Genomic DNA, 13,635 nt, shown 5'->3' on the forward strand with positions numbered 1-13,635 from the left:
CAAGTAGGCCTTCGAAATCGTAACGGTGTCGCCGGACAACGTGTAATCGATACCTGACGTAAGCGGGGCTGCTCCATTGGCGATGCCGCTCAGCGTATTGCCGTTTAATGTCAACGTTGTCTTCACATCGGCGTTGGCCGTCGCCCCGGCATACTTGTCAAAGGTTGCTGCCGAAGGATTGATCGCGCTATTGCGAGGCGTCGAATCGGATACGGCGATGGTCATTGTCTGGTCCGCTCCGCCGCTAAACGTAAAGGTCAAGACCGACGTACCTGTCGGCTGCGCGTTCAAGTAGGCCTTCGAAATCGTAACGGTGTCGCCGGACAACGTGTAATCGATACCTGGCGCAAGCTGGGCTGCTCCATTGGCGATGCCGCTCAGTGTATTACCGTTTAGTATTAGCGTCGTTGTAACATCAGCGTTGGCCGCCGAGCCCTCGTATTTATCGAAGCTAGCGACCGCGGGATCGATCGCGCTGTTGTCAGGCAAAGGCACGATATTCGTTACATTGATTTTTTCCACGGTTTCGTTGCCTGCCAGGTCTTTGGCATACACGGAATATGTACCGTTTCCGGCGGCGGCAAAGCTCTTCGGAATCAGGATATCCGTTCCCGCGTTCGCGAATGCGGCGGCGTTATTGTCCCCCGGAAGCCACTTCAGATTGGCCAGAGCATTCGAATTCCCGTAGGTCTCTACCGTAACCGTCATGATGACAGGGTCATTCGTCGGCCCCGTCGTCGATGGAAGGATCGAGACGGATGGCGCATCCGGCATGGTGACCGTGATACCGATCGGGTTTGTCTTCTCTGCCAGGTATAGGCCGTCCCCCTCATATGCGGCTGTGACATGATGAAGTCCCGGCTGCAAGGAGGTAAGTTTCAATTGGGCGTAACCTTGGTCGTTCAGCATGACGCTGCCTAATGGCTGGTTTCCTTCACTGAATGTGATGCTGCCTGAAGGTACGCCGAAATTTCCTGTCACGGATGCCGTAAACGTGATCGGCTCAAGATAAGTGGATGTCGTCACCGACGAGGTGAGCGATAGCTGCGGCTTCATGGGGATTTTTTTCGGCGTCATTTGCGCGCCGCCCCCGGAAGTATTGTCTCCGAGGAGATTTTGCTTGCCCCAGGACCACAATCGTCCGTCCGCGTCAAGTCCATAGGATGCTCCGTAACCTCCATAAACGGAGACGAATGTGACAGGAGTTCCGTTATCCAAGGCCTGCACTTTATGGGGAGCGGCGTTGACGGTTGTGCCATCCCCCAGCTGACCGGAATCGTTAAGACCCCATGTCCACATGTCGCCATGCTCATCGAGTGCCAGCACATGCTTCAGTCCCCCGGAAATCCGGACGAATGTGGCGGGGGTTCCATTGTCCGTTATGGAGAGCTTGGTTGGAATCCAGGTTTCCGGGAGAGCTTTATCGCCAAGCTGGCCCTGATCGTTGCCGCCCCATGACCATACGTTTCCGTCCGTATCGATGGCCAACGCTAAAAACGGGCCTGTCCCATAAGTGGATCCTGCAGAAATCGATTGGAACTTCACTTCTTGGCCGCCGTCTATCAAAGTATGCTGCGAAGGACGATAGTCGGGCTGATAGAGGGTCCAAAGGCGCTGCCGGGAGTCAAGCGCGATCGCAAGCTCGTCATTCGCTTCCAGGGCATCAAAGACGACCGGATCGCCGTTGGGGTAGGTTAACTGCTGTTGGATAGGAACGGTTGGATCGGCCGTATACGTTCTCTGTCCCCATATCCATAACTTGCCGTGGACGTCCAAGGCAAAAGAAGAAGAACGCGCGGCGGCAATCTCTTTAAACTCGACAGGGGCCCCTCCGTTCTTTACGTCGATCTTTGTCCAGTTGATCACATTCGCTGTTGTTTGGCCTAGTCCCAGCTGCCCTAGCACGTTTTGCCCGGCCCCCCACAATCGGCCATTGCGGTCCAGAGCTATCGCATGATTTAAACCGACTTTGATTTCCTTGAATGACACCGGTACCCCGTTGTCCATTACATTGATTTGAAGAGGGGTGTAAGAATCGGACGTTGTTCCGTTACCGAACTGACCGGAAAGATTGGAGCCCCATGCCCAAATCCGGCCGCTCGAATCCAGCGCCAAAGTCGTATCCCGTTCCGTCGCCACCGAAGTGAACATCAAACCCGCCCCCGCTGCTTCCGCCTGCGGCGGTTGAACGAGAGTCAAAGGGGAAAGCAGCAGCATCAGGCACAGCAACGCAGCAATACGGCTTTTCATAAACGTTTTCGTCATCGTCATTTTCCTCTCATATAGTCTCGTGCCTATGCATAAAAGAGTTTGAGTACTGGAAGCCCCGGATTCGTCGAGTAAGGCAAGTTTTTATCGTCCTAGCACCTCCTTTTTCGATAGCCTGCCATCGCGATTTTCTGAACATAGGGAAAGTTTCTAACACGCTGCTCGCTTGCGCACTTCTTTCCCGGTTTTATGGACGTCCCTCAACCGTTTGCGGCATCCATTGCCGGTGAGGCTTAAGGACGGCATATACCAATACGTACACATGATTAATATATCGTCTTCCCGGGAATCTCTCGATAGATTTTTGCGAAATCCTATTAAAAATGTCGTCGATAGGCGATCCGCGCTGATTCAGGGGGAGCAAACGCATACATACCGCAGAGTGAAAAGGCTGACCCTCATTCATCATCCGGTATCAGCCTCTTTAAATTATATTGTGCTTTGATAAAGGTCCGAATCAGCATGGGGGCTGCATCGGGCCAAGATTCTTTTTGCGGGGTCACATGGCGTTATTCCGTAAAATGAGATTTTCCGGAACGTCCCTCCGTAAACTGCGCGCGCCTGAATTTGGCGGGGGATACGCCGAGCTTTTGGGTGAAAATCCGGGTGAAGTAGTGGACCGATTGGAATCCGCACCGGGAAGCGATGTCCTTGATGGACAAATCCCCGTGTAACAGCAGCTGCGAGGCGAGTTGGACCCTGTGTTCCTGAATATAGTGGACAAAGGTTTGGTTCGTATGCCGTTGAAACAATCGCGTCAGATGCCGGGGAGAAATATGAAGATGGCCCGCGACCTTCGGCAGCGTCAGCTCTTCGCTCAAATTGTCGTGAATAAACAGCTTCGCCTGCCGGAAAAGGATGTTTTCTTCCCAGGCATGATCTGCCGGGTGCGGCAAAACGCTTTCCCGTTGAGGCCCGTGAAGGGCCGGAATGGACAGCAGCAGGGAAGCGGAGGCGTGCTTCAGCAAGGCGGGGACGACAGGTTTTTGTTCATCGAAGATCGATATGACCGTTTCCCATAAATGGCCCAAAGGTTCGGCATCCGCGCCGTACACGACGGGCTTTGCCCGCTCCATAAGCAGGCGGTAATCTTCGACGGCGTTTGCCCCGGTGCGCTCCCCATCCACCTCGAAGGCTACATAGACCAGCGTGAGTCCCGCGACGCTTCGGATTTGATGCCATATGCCGGGCAAGGACAGGAAAGATGTCCCCTTGCTGATCGGATACTCGGTGCCGTTATCGATGTATGAACCGCTGCCGTCGACGACATAACAGGCTTCGAAAAACGAGTGGCGATGCAGGGCATTGTCGAAATGTTTGGGCATAAACCCCCAATAAAGAATCGAAAGACTGAAGTCCTCCGTTTCGATTCGGGTCAGCTGACGGTTGCATATGTGGTTGGCTTTGCGAAAGCTGGTTTCGATGGACATGAGGAAGCTCCCCTAAAATGTATTCGGAAAGGCGGCGCGTGGTTGGTCCGTTTATTGCAAAAGGATGGCCCGTTCATGCAAAGACGCCCGCAAGGTCCTTTTGTACAATGTTACACGAGTTCGTTTTCGTTTGAAATACGGCAGTCCGGATGATCGCGCAAAAAGAAAAGGAAGTGGAAACACGGCGCTTGCGCCGGATGCCGGTTCGGATGTTTGATCGAAAGACGCGGGTGGGAAAGGAAGGAACGATATGTTTGAAAAAAGACCGCTGAACCCGGTTCGTCAAGCCGTGCTTGAAGACGGGATTCTGCAAGGATACGAGGCCGTTCTGGAGAGGGCGGTTTCCCAAGCGCATGGCCAAAGCGGCCATGTTGCCACGCTTGTGATCGACGGGACGCACGGGACCGACTTTCAGGCGCTGCTGAGACGTTTGATCCCTTACGCGGAAAAGCAAGGGTTTCGTTTCGCCGCCGCGGATACCTACGGTTATTTGAAATCGGGCACGGAGCTCCGGAACCACTTTCGGCGGAACATCACCGATAACCGTGCTTTCGGGTACGTCGCGGAAGGCAGCATTGAAGAATATTTCGTGAGCGATGCGAGGGAACGCTTTGCGGCATACGCAGCGGAGGTATCGGAATCTGCGGCGGAGCCGACGCTGTTCGTCGTTTTTGGTCCGGGCGCTTTATGGCTGTGCGACGGCCGCTGCGATGCATCGATGTATCTCGACGTTTCCCGGGAGTACCAGGAGAAAGCCCATAAACAAGGGCTGCTGAACTTCGGGTTCGCGTGGAACGCGGATGCCGTGGAAGCCTACAAAATCGCTTATTTCGTGGAATGGCCGCTCTTGGAGGCTTATCGCAAGGAACGCTTGGAAGCCTTCGACCTGTACGTCGACATGAATGATCCCGACCGGCCCGTCCTGCTGACGATTCGCGATCTGCTTGCCGTTATCCGCGATATCGCGCGTTATCCGCTGCGCGTCAAGCCGTTTATGATGCCGGGCGTATGGGGCGGGCAATACATGAAGCGGCTCGCGGATTTGCCGGAGGACATGGTCAACTGCGCCTGGAACTTCGAGCCGATCGCGCCGGAAAATTCGCTGCTCGTGACGTATGAAGGGCGGGTCGCGGAAATTCCGTTTTTGCTTGTGATGGCGTATGCCCATCTGGAAATGATGGGAGCGCGCAACGTCCGTTTGTTCGGCGATTATTTCCCCGTGCGGTTCGACTACCTGGACACGATGGACGGCGACAATCTTTCCTGCCAGGTTCACCCGAAGCAGCCCTTTATCCGGGAGCGGTTCAACGAGTTTATGGAACAGCAGGAGTCGTATTACGTCATGGAAAAACAGGGCGATGCCAAAATCTATCTCGGTTTGACGGAGGGATGCGCGCCGGAGGCGCTTCGCGAAGCGGCCGAACGTTCCCAGGTTACCGGGGAGCCGATCGCCTTCACGGATTACGTTCAGGAATGGGCGAGCGAAAAAGGCAGCTTGTACCTCATTCCGACAGGCACGGTCCACTGCTCGGGAAAGGACAATTTCGTGTTGGAAATTTCCGCGACGACCTGGTGGTTTACGTTCAAAATATACGATTACGCGCGAAAGGATCTGGACGGCAAGCCGCGGCCGCTGAACATCGATTACGCCTTCGAGAACATCGATTTTTCGCGAACAGCGGAGTGGGTACGGAAGAACCTGATCCCGGGCCCGAAGCTGCTGGGAACCCAGGGAAGCAACGAGGAATACGTGCTTGGGGAAAGGGAGGATCTGCTGTTTTACGTCAACCGCATCCATTTGAACGACCGCTGGGAGGATGCCACCGGCGACGAGTTCGTCATGCTGAACCTGGTCGAAGGGGAATCCGTGCGGATCGTTTCGCTGGAGGACGAAGCGGCATACGCCGAGTTTCGTTATGCGGAATCCTATATCATCCCGGCTTCGTTTGGCGCCTATGCCATCGTTAATTTGGGCGAAGGACCGTGCAAGCTGATCAAGGCGGGCGTTTCGAAATCGTGGAACATCAGCTTGGTGGATGCGGATGAATGAAGGCGTGTTGGCTTTTGATGTCGGCGGTACGTACGTGAAGGCGGGCATTGTGGGAATCGACGGGAGCTTGTTCGGGCCTCTTTGTTCTTTTCCCGCGAGATCCGGCGATCCGAAGGAGGCGCTGCTGCAGTATTTTACGAAGCTGGTGGCGACTCAGGGGAAGCGGATTCCTGACGGATGCGCCATTCGGGGCGTAGGGCTGGCTTTTCCGGGCCCTTTCGATTATGAACGGGGGGTCTGTCTCACCCGGGGCTTGAACAAGTTCGAGGCTTTGTACGGTGTCAATCTCAAGGAGGAATTAACGGCCAGAATCGCTGCAATTCCGGAACTGGAAGGGAAATGGAGCGGCGCCCCGGCGGTTGTTATTGAAAATGACGCGGCTTTGTTCGCGCTTGGCGAATACGCCTTTGACGCGGGAAGGTCCGGGGTAAGGACGATGTATCTAACGATCGGTACGGGGCTTGGCTCCGCTTTCTTATGCCGCGGTAAGCTGATCAAACGGGGCGTCGGGGTTCCCGAAGGCGGCTGGCTGTACCGGCTCCCCTACCGGGAGGGCGTGCTGGACGATTATATTTCGCGCAGGGGCATCGTCCGGCTTGCCGAAGAGTTGGGGATCCAAGGGATGACGTCCGGAGAAGAGGACGTGAAACGTTTGGCGGAGCGGGCGTATGCCGGCGAAGCGCAGGCCGTGCAATTGTTCAGCCATTTTGGCGAAAGGCTGTCGGAGGCGCTGCTTCCCTGGCTCCGCTCCTTTCGGCCCGATTCGGTCGTGATCGGCGGGCAAATCGCCAAATCGGCGGACCTGTTCGTTTCAGATCAGCTCGGCGGCGTTCCGGTTCGAATTGCGGCGGATACGTCGATAAGCGTGCTTAGAGGGGCAAGCCGGCTTTTTGTCGACATGTAGGGTGCAGTATTCGCTTCAGTTTCTCCGATTCTTTGAATGAAATTTGGCATGAGATGCTTAAATTTCGGCTCAACATCATCATTAGTGATTTAAAAATAACGAGAGTAACGGAAGGGACGGAATCGGTTCTTCCGATTTTATTAAAAAATCTTCATGATGGGAGAGGTACTCATGAATAAACCAACCCGAAAATGGCGCATGTTTGTGATTCACCATTCGCATACCGACATCGGTTACACCGATCGGCAGGAGCGGATCGAGCAATACCATGTCGATTTTATCCGCCAGGCCGTCAACATTTCCAAAGACATCCGGTCCGGAAAACGCGAAGAATGGCGGGGGTTCACATGGACCTGCGAGACGTTTTGGGCAGTGGAGCGGTTTTTGAAGGAAGCCGGCGGCGAAGAGCAGCGGGATTTTGCGGAGGCGGTGCGGCTGGGAGACATTGAACTTTCGGGAACCTACCTGAACATGACGGAGCTTGCCGACGAGGACCTGCTCAGGTCCATCCATGCCAAGGCGGCCGCATACGGGCGCTCCATCGGCCGTCCCGTGGATTCGGCGATGACCGCCGACATTAACGGCTACAGCTGGGGGTATGCGCAAAGCCTGCTGGATGCGGGCATTTCGCATCTGTTTTCATGCATTCATACGCATCACGGCATGTTTGCGTTGGGCCGCAAGCAGACCCCGTTCTGGTGGGAAACGCCGGACGGCAGAAAGCTTCTCGTATGGAACGGGGAGCATTACATGTTCGGGAACGAGCTGGGCCTTTGCCCGGACGGGGTCGGCAGCTACATGATCCGGGACGAATTCCGGACGCCGGCGATCGTGGACAATCGGGAAGAGATCATGGAAACGCGCATCGAACGGTATTTGTGCAAGCTGGAAGAGGAAGGATACCCGTACGACTTCGTTCCGGTCATGGTATCGGGACTGGCGACGGACAACGGCTCGCCGAACGGCGAAATCGCGCGGGCCATTCAGGCATGGAATGAACGGTATGGGGATGGAATCGTATTGGAAATGTCCACGTTAAGCCGGTTTTTCAGCCATTTGAAGAAGCAGGAGGCGGAAATTCCGGTGTACCGCGGGGATTGGCCGGACTGGTGGTCGGACGGGGCCGGCTCCACGCCGATGCAAACCCAATTATTCAGGGATGCCCAGCGGACGCTGCGGAAGGTGAAAAGCTTGGACCCCGGGCAGCAAATCGTCGGCATCCAGGAACTGGCCGACATCGAGCAGGAGCTTGTAATGTATGCCGAGCATACATGGGGATTTCACGCCTCGGTGCATTCGCCTTGGCACTGGAACGTGCAGATGCTCGAAGCGCGCAAGCTTGCCTTTGCGGCGAACGCCAGCCGTTTGGCGCACCGGGCGTTGGATAAAGTGCAGCGCGCTTTGGGCGGGTCTCTGCTTCATCCCGGACGCCCCTTCCGTTACCGGGTGGCCAATACGGAGCGGCACGCATTAAGGCAGCTGGCGGATTTCGAATGGGACGGCTTCGAAAACGAACGCTTCAAGGACGGCATGGAAGTGGTTGACGAAAGCACGGGGCAGGTTGTTCCCCACCAACCTGGCGTTCAGTGCGCCACGGTTGACGTGAATCTCATGCCCGGGGAACGGAAGCAGTACCTGATCCGTCCCGCCAAAACGCCGCCAAAGGCAAAAACGACAAGCAACGTCAAGCTGGTCGGCGCCGATACGGTGTACGACATCGAGGATATGTACCCTTCGGGCGAGGCGATGGACGCATGCGTCTTTTCGCAGCATGGCGCTGAATCCCCGTATGTGAACATCCGCTGGAACGAAGAAGGGATCGTATCCTGGGTCATCAAAGAAACGGGAGAGGATTTGATACGCAAAGACCGGAAACACGGCGCGTTTACGCCTGTATATGAAGTGACTCCTGCGGATGGCCCCGTGAATCCGGGAAGCATGTATGCCGTGCGCAGCGCGATGGGCCGAAACCGCAAGGGGATGAACGTCCAGCGTTCCGCCGGCCGGCTCACGAAGGCCAAGGCCGTTTCGAACGGCCCGTTGTATGGAGCGGTGGAGCTGCAGTTTGAAACGCTTGGAATGAGCTGTTATTCGGTATTTCTGAAGCTTCATGCAGCGTCGAGCCGGGTCGACGTCTCCGTTCGTTTCCACAAGGACAGCGTATGGGAACCGGAAAACGTCTATATTTCATTGCCGTTTACTTCCGGAATGCCGCATGCCGAGACGTTGTGGCTGGATAAAGCCGGAGCGCCCGTCCGTCCGTGGATCGACCAGCTGCCGGGAACGCTGCTGGACTACTATTGCATTCAGGAAGGACTGTCCTATGTAGGAGAAAACCGTGCCATTATGATCGCCGCGCCGGATACGCCGCTCGTGCAGTTAGGATCGCTTGAATACGGGAAACGGCTGCTTCATACGCAGCAAAACGAGGAGACGGAACGCCACCTCTACGTGTGGGCCATGAGCAACTATTGGGAAACCAACTTTAAGGCGACGCTGGGCGGGTTTTACGAATTCCGCTATTTCATCGAATGGAGCAAGGACGTCGGGTCGGCGGAAGAAGCGATCGGCCGGTGCAAGGCCCTGAGTGCCGGGGCTGCCGTGTGGCGGACGCAAGCGGACGCATAACATCGGATCGCCAAAATATATTGTAAGATAGGATTTTGCAAACATCCCAAAAGGTTATCAATCCACCGCATATCGAGCGTAAGAGCGGGACGGTTTCGTTCGCTCTTATACCGGCAGCCGGTAGCGATGGGAGGCGATGTTTGCAGCGTCCTGCAGGCAAGTGGAGCAGAATTCATCATTCTGCTCTTTGTTTTATTTTCGGGAGCAGTTTCCTATTTCGGGCGGACCCCACCGGGTACCGATTCGTTCGTTCGAAGCCATCTTTGTTCTTGGGGGTTATCTTACCGCGAACCCGCAAATCATAAAAAATGTTTTAAACCCATTTACAACGTAACAATGTTATGTTACATTATGGAGCGAGGAGGCGGTGTCATGAACGAAGAGGATCTGATTTCGAAAAAGGAACTGCTGGAGCTGACGGGGATCTCCTACGGACAATTGTACCGCTGGAAGCGCAAAAACTTGATTCCCGAAGAGTGGTTCGTCCGCAAGTCGGCTTTTACGGGGCAGGAAACCTTTTTTCCGAAAGATAAAATCATGCAGCGAATCGAACGCATTAAAAATATGAAAGACGGCCTGTCGTTGGATGAGCTGGCGGACGTGTTTTCCCCAAGCTCGAACGTCCAGTCGATGTCTTCGGCAAAGCTTGTAAAACGTAACATTGTTACAAACATTTCGCTGGCTTTGTTTGAGGAAGTGGCCGGGAGCCAGGAGACGCTGCCCTTTAACGACATTTTGACGGTGTACGTGCTGCAGAAGCTGCTGCAGGGCGGGGATATTACAAGGGATGAAGGCCGGATGCTGATTGCCGTCATGCGGGAGCATTACGGAGCGCTTGCAGCCAAACCGTGCGAGCTCGCGCTCGTGCGGAAAATGGGGGTCCCGCTCATGTTTTTGGCGGAATCCGCGGAGCATGTTTATTTCGACCAGGAAACAAAGTGGATTTTTCGGCTGCCGCTTGCGGCCATCATTGAGGAATTGAAACTGAAATTAAACGAAACGGAGGCATGAGGATGGAAAGAACAGAAATGCGCATTTCCGGGATCGGCAATTCGCAAGGCGGATATTATTCGCATGTCAGGGTGGACGGCATGGCCAAAATCAACGGGGACACCGACTGCATTTCCTTCGACAGCAACGGCACGTTAACGGTGGAGGGATCGCTGCAAAGCGAATCCGTCACGATGAACGGAACGGCGAAGATCGAAGGCCGGGCCAGCGCGAACCGCATGATGTTGGATGGGCTCGTGACCATTAAGGATCAAGCCGTTTGTCATGAAACGCTTTCGGCCAACGGACGTCTGTCGATCGCGGGCGGGCTGATCGGCGAGAAGGTTGAAATCTTCGGCAGTTTGAAATCGGGCGGCGGCGTGCAGTGCGAAACGTTTAACGTTCACGGCGGATTCAATATCGACGGTTTGCTGAATGCCGGAATGATCGACGTCAAACTGAGCATCCCCAGCAAAATCAAAGAGATCGGCGGGGATGCGATTTCGGTGAAACGCTTCAAAAAAGTAAGCGTCCTCGAGCAGTTTGTTCCGGCGTTTTCCGCCCGGCTTCAGGCGCAGGTCATCGAAGGCGACGAAATCGACCTGGAATATACGGAGGCGGATATCGTCCGGGGGAATGTCGTGCGCATCGGCAAAGGCTGCAAAGTCGGCCGCGTGGAGTATAAAGACCGGTTGATTCGGGAAGACGATGCGACGATCGGAACGGCTCATCAGATGTAATATATGTTCATATAACAAGGAGGTACAAACATATGGCTATGAACGGAAATCCAAACGGAACCCGCGGCGATTTGAAAATTACCGGGAACGCCCAATCGGGAGGCGGTTTCTTCCGCAACGTCAAAATCACGGGAGATGCCGTCATCAATAACGATACGGAATGCGAAATGTTCAAGTGCCTGGGCGGTTCCGAGGTGAAGGGATCGTTACGGGCGGGAAGCGTATCCTGCAACGGCACGCTTAAGGTTGCGGGAAGCGTAAGCGGCGGAAGCGTCCGGACGCAGGGCGATCTGCGGATCGGCGGCGACTTGGCGGTTCAAAGCGTCTCCATCTCCGGCGAGTTGACGGTCGGCGGACGGGTATCGGCGGAAAAGGCGAAAATTACGGGGGAACTGCGCGCGAGCTCGGATTGCCAGATGGAAGAGCTGTCTGTCCGGGGAATGGTCGACGTAAACGGCATGCTGAATGCCGAGCAGGCGGATTTCAAACTGCACGGGCACAGCCGGCTGCGCGAGCTGGTCGGAAGCCAGATCACCGTCAAGAGAGGAAGCGGCATGTCTCTTCTCGGAAGTTTGTTCATGGGATCGGACGGCGTGCTTACGGCGGAAACGATCGAAGGGGATACGGTCATGCTGGAAAACACCAAAGCAGCCGTAGTGCGCGGACGCAGCGTCACCATCGGCGCCGGCTGCCGAATCGGGCTGGTGGAGTACAAGGACGATCTCAAAAAGGACAACGAAGCGGTCGTTTCACAGTCCGTCAAAATCGGATAATTGGGGAGGGGCAGAACATTTTATGGCTGCTGTGAAAAAGAACAGGCTGGGATTCATCGTTGCCGGGCTTTTGCTCGGCATTTTGATCTCGGCCATCGACAATACGATCGTGGCGACCGCCATGGGAACGATGATCGGGGACTTGGGCGGGCTCGACCAGTTCGTTTGGGTGACTTCGGCGTACATGGTGGCCGAAATGGCGGGTATGCCGATTTTCGGGAAGCTGTCGGATATGTACGGCAGGAAAAGGTTTTTCATTTTCGGGATCGTCATATTCCTGATCGGCTCCATGCTGTGCGGCACTGCGCATTCGATTACGGAGCTCAGCATCTACCGCGCCATTCAGGGCATTGGCGGCGGCGCGCTCATCCCGATTACGTTCACGATCATTTTTGACATTTTTCCGCCGGAGCAGCGCGGCAAGATGTCGGGGATGTTCGGCGCGGTATTCGGCATCGCCAACCTGTTCGGCCCGTTGATGGGGGCATACATTACGGATTATTGGCATTGGCGCTGGATTTTCTATATTAACGTCCCGCTGGGGTTGATTGCGTTTTTTCTCGTCGTATTCTTTTACCGGGAATCGCATGAGCATTCGCGGCAAAAAATCGACGTTTGGGGTGCGGCAACGCTTGTTGGCTCCGTGGTCAGCCTCATGTTCGCGCTTGAGCTCGGCGGCAGCAAATATGCGTGGGATTCTTTCGCCATTATAGGATTGTTTGCGGCGTTTGCCGTGCTGTTTATCGTCTTCCTGCTCATTGAGCGCAAAGCGGCCGAACCGATCATTTCGTACGACATGTTCCGGAAAAGGCTTTTCGCCGCAAGCAGCGCGGCTGCATTGTTTTACGGCGCGGCGTTTATTACGGCGGCGGTGTACATTCCAATTTTCGTCCAGGGCGTCATGGGAGGAAGTGCGACTAACTCCGGACTGATACTACTTCCGCTTACCCTGAGCTCGGTTGTCGCTTCGCAGGTCGGGGGCATGCTTTCCGTCAAAATGACGTTCCGCAGAATCATGGTTTTTTCGGCCGTCGTGTTTTTGCTCGGCATGTATTTGCTTGCCACCATTACGCCTGACACGTCCCGGACCTTACTCACCCTGTATATGATTATTACCGGTTTCGGCATCGGCTTCTCGTTTTCCGTGCTCAGCATGTCGGCCATCCAGGGGATGGAGGCGCGGCAGCGCGGCTCGGCGAACTCGACCATTTCCTTCCTGCGTTCGCTTGGGATGACGATCGGGATCACGATTTTCGGCATCATTCAGCGCAATGATTTCAAGAGCCAGCTGGCGGAAAAGCTGGGAGACGCGGGAAAAGCGATGCCTGCAAGCGCCGACCCGCAGCATTTGCTGTCGCCCGAGACGAGGGCGCTCATTCCGCAGCCGGTCATGGAAAAAATCAGCGCGGCGCTGTCGCTTTCCGTCGACCATGCATTTTTGTGGGCGCTGCTTCCGGTATTTTTTGCCCTGGTATCGGTGTCGATGATGGGAGCGGGGCGGATGCAGTTCGCCAAAGGGCCTTCGCCGGCGTCGTCGAAATCGAAGGCATAAGGGATCGTTGAGCTTATTCTCCGTTCCGGTTATGGGTTTCTGGTCGACAAGGGCTCCGGATTGGGTAATACTTGAATAAAATACGGTCAACAGTAGGAGGCTGGTCAAGGATGAAGGTTATCATTACCCAAGAGGAAGCCGTGGAAAAGGGAATTTGGTCCGAAGTCATGGGCATGTTCGGCATGGATGACGAAGACGAGGTGTGGCCGGCCGAGGAATTTATTTTGACCGAGGAGCAGGCGCGCAAGCTCAAACTGATTCCTTGACGGGACATGGCGACGATCGCACGGGAGGGGCAGA

10 protein-coding genes are annotated in these 13,635 nt (G+C 55.3%); 8 read left to right on the forward strand and 2 right to left on the reverse strand.

The features are described from left to right. The coding region (locus tag GQY55_RS22270) for a X2-like carbohydrate binding domain-containing protein (RefSeq protein WP_201452212.1) at nt 1-2,265 on the reverse strand (2,265 nt) is incomplete at its 3' end. A 512-nt stretch (nt 2,266-2,777) separates the two neighbouring features. After that, a complete protein-coding gene (locus GQY55_RS22275; RefSeq protein WP_160044116.1) occupies nt 2,778-3,698 on the reverse strand; it encodes an AraC family transcriptional regulator in 921 nt (306 codons plus the stop codon). Nucleotides 3,699-3,948: 250 nt separating this feature from the next. On the opposite strand from GQY55_RS22275, the gene GQY55_RS22280 reads away from it, so the two are divergent. The 8 genes from GQY55_RS22280 (at nt 3,949) to GQY55_RS31070 (ending at nt 13,601) form a co-directional block, all read left to right on the forward strand. Continuing rightward, complete coding sequence (locus tag GQY55_RS22280) at nt 3,949-5,748, forward strand: class I mannose-6-phosphate isomerase (RefSeq protein ID WP_160044117.1); 1,800 nt, start codon at nt 3,949-3,951, stop codon at nt 5,746-5,748. Further along, nucleotides 5,741-6,652, forward strand: a complete 912-nt coding sequence (locus tag GQY55_RS22285) for an ROK family protein (protein WP_160044118.1) — start codon at nt 5,741-5,743, stop codon at nt 6,650-6,652. Before GQY55_RS22280 ends, GQY55_RS22285 begins: the two co-directional genes overlap by 8 nt. Before the next feature lie 171 nt (nt 6,653-6,823). Further along, a complete protein-coding gene (locus tag GQY55_RS22290; protein ID WP_160044119.1) occupies nt 6,824-9,280 on the forward strand; it encodes a glycoside hydrolase in 2,457 nt (818 codons plus the stop codon). Between the two features lie 372 nt (nt 9,281-9,652). Continuing rightward, nucleotides 9,653-10,291: a YhbD family protein gene (locus tag GQY55_RS22295; RefSeq protein WP_160044120.1), complete on the forward strand. Its 639-nt coding sequence runs from the start codon at nt 9,653-9,655 to the stop codon at nt 10,289-10,291. 2 nt (nt 10,292-10,293) lie between these two features. Then, a complete protein-coding gene (locus tag GQY55_RS22300) occupies nt 10,294-11,010 on the forward strand; it encodes a hypothetical protein (protein WP_160044121.1) in 717 nt (238 codons plus the stop codon). Nucleotides 11,011-11,042: 32 nt separating this feature from the next. After that, the gene (locus tag GQY55_RS22305) at nt 11,043-11,783 is read left to right on the forward strand and encodes a cytoplasmic protein (protein WP_160044122.1); all 741 of its coding nucleotides are present in this window, start codon (nt 11,043-11,045) and stop codon (nt 11,781-11,783) included. Between the two features lie 22 nt (nt 11,784-11,805). Continuing rightward, nucleotides 11,806-13,335 carry an MDR family MFS transporter gene (locus GQY55_RS22310; protein WP_160044123.1) on the forward strand — a complete coding sequence of 510 codons (1,530 nt, stop codon included), beginning with the start codon at nt 11,806-11,808 and terminating at the stop codon, nt 13,333-13,335. Between the two features lie 110 nt (nt 13,336-13,445). Beyond that, nucleotides 13,446-13,601 (forward strand): hypothetical protein, encoded by a 156-nt coding sequence (locus tag GQY55_RS31070; RefSeq protein ID WP_201452213.1) that lies wholly within the window; start codon nt 13,446-13,448, stop codon nt 13,599-13,601. Nucleotides 13,602-13,635: the final 34 nt, after the last annotated feature.

Source organism: Paenibacillus sp. USDA918EY, assembly GCF_009870825.1.
Taxonomy (GTDB): Bacteria; Bacillota; Bacilli; order Paenibacillales; family Paenibacillaceae; genus Paenibacillus_AQ; species Paenibacillus_AQ albilobatus.

What these genes read in the sequence shown, in the direction of transcription:
- GQY55_RS22305 (WP_160044122.1), top strand. Translation starts at nt 11,043, where the DNA reads ATGGCTATGAACGGAAATCCAAACGGAACCCGCGGCGATTTGAAAATT.
- GQY55_RS22280 (WP_160044117.1), top strand. Translation starts at nt 3,949, where the DNA reads ATGTTTGAAAAAAGACCGCTGAACCCGGTTCGTCAAGCCGTGCTTGAA.
- GQY55_RS22285 (WP_160044118.1), top strand. Translation starts at nt 5,741, where the DNA reads ATGAATGAAGGCGTGTTGGCTTTTGATGTCGGCGGTACGTACGTGAAG.
- GQY55_RS22275 (WP_160044116.1), bottom strand. Translation starts at nt 3,698, where the DNA reads ATGTCCATCGAAACCAGCTTTCGCAAAGCCAACCACATATGCAACCGT.
- GQY55_RS22295 (WP_160044120.1), top strand. Translation starts at nt 9,653, where the DNA reads ATGAACGAAGAGGATCTGATTTCGAAAAAGGAACTGCTGGAGCTGACG.
- GQY55_RS22290 (WP_160044119.1), top strand. Translation starts at nt 6,824, where the DNA reads ATGAATAAACCAACCCGAAAATGGCGCATGTTTGTGATTCACCATTCG.
- GQY55_RS22310 (WP_160044123.1), top strand. Translation starts at nt 11,806, where the DNA reads ATGGCTGCTGTGAAAAAGAACAGGCTGGGATTCATCGTTGCCGGGCTT.
- GQY55_RS22300 (WP_160044121.1), top strand. Translation starts at nt 10,294, where the DNA reads ATGGAAAGAACAGAAATGCGCATTTCCGGGATCGGCAATTCGCAAGGC.
- GQY55_RS31070 (WP_201452213.1), top strand. Translation starts at nt 13,446, where the DNA reads ATGAAGGTTATCATTACCCAAGAGGAAGCCGTGGAAAAGGGAATTTGG.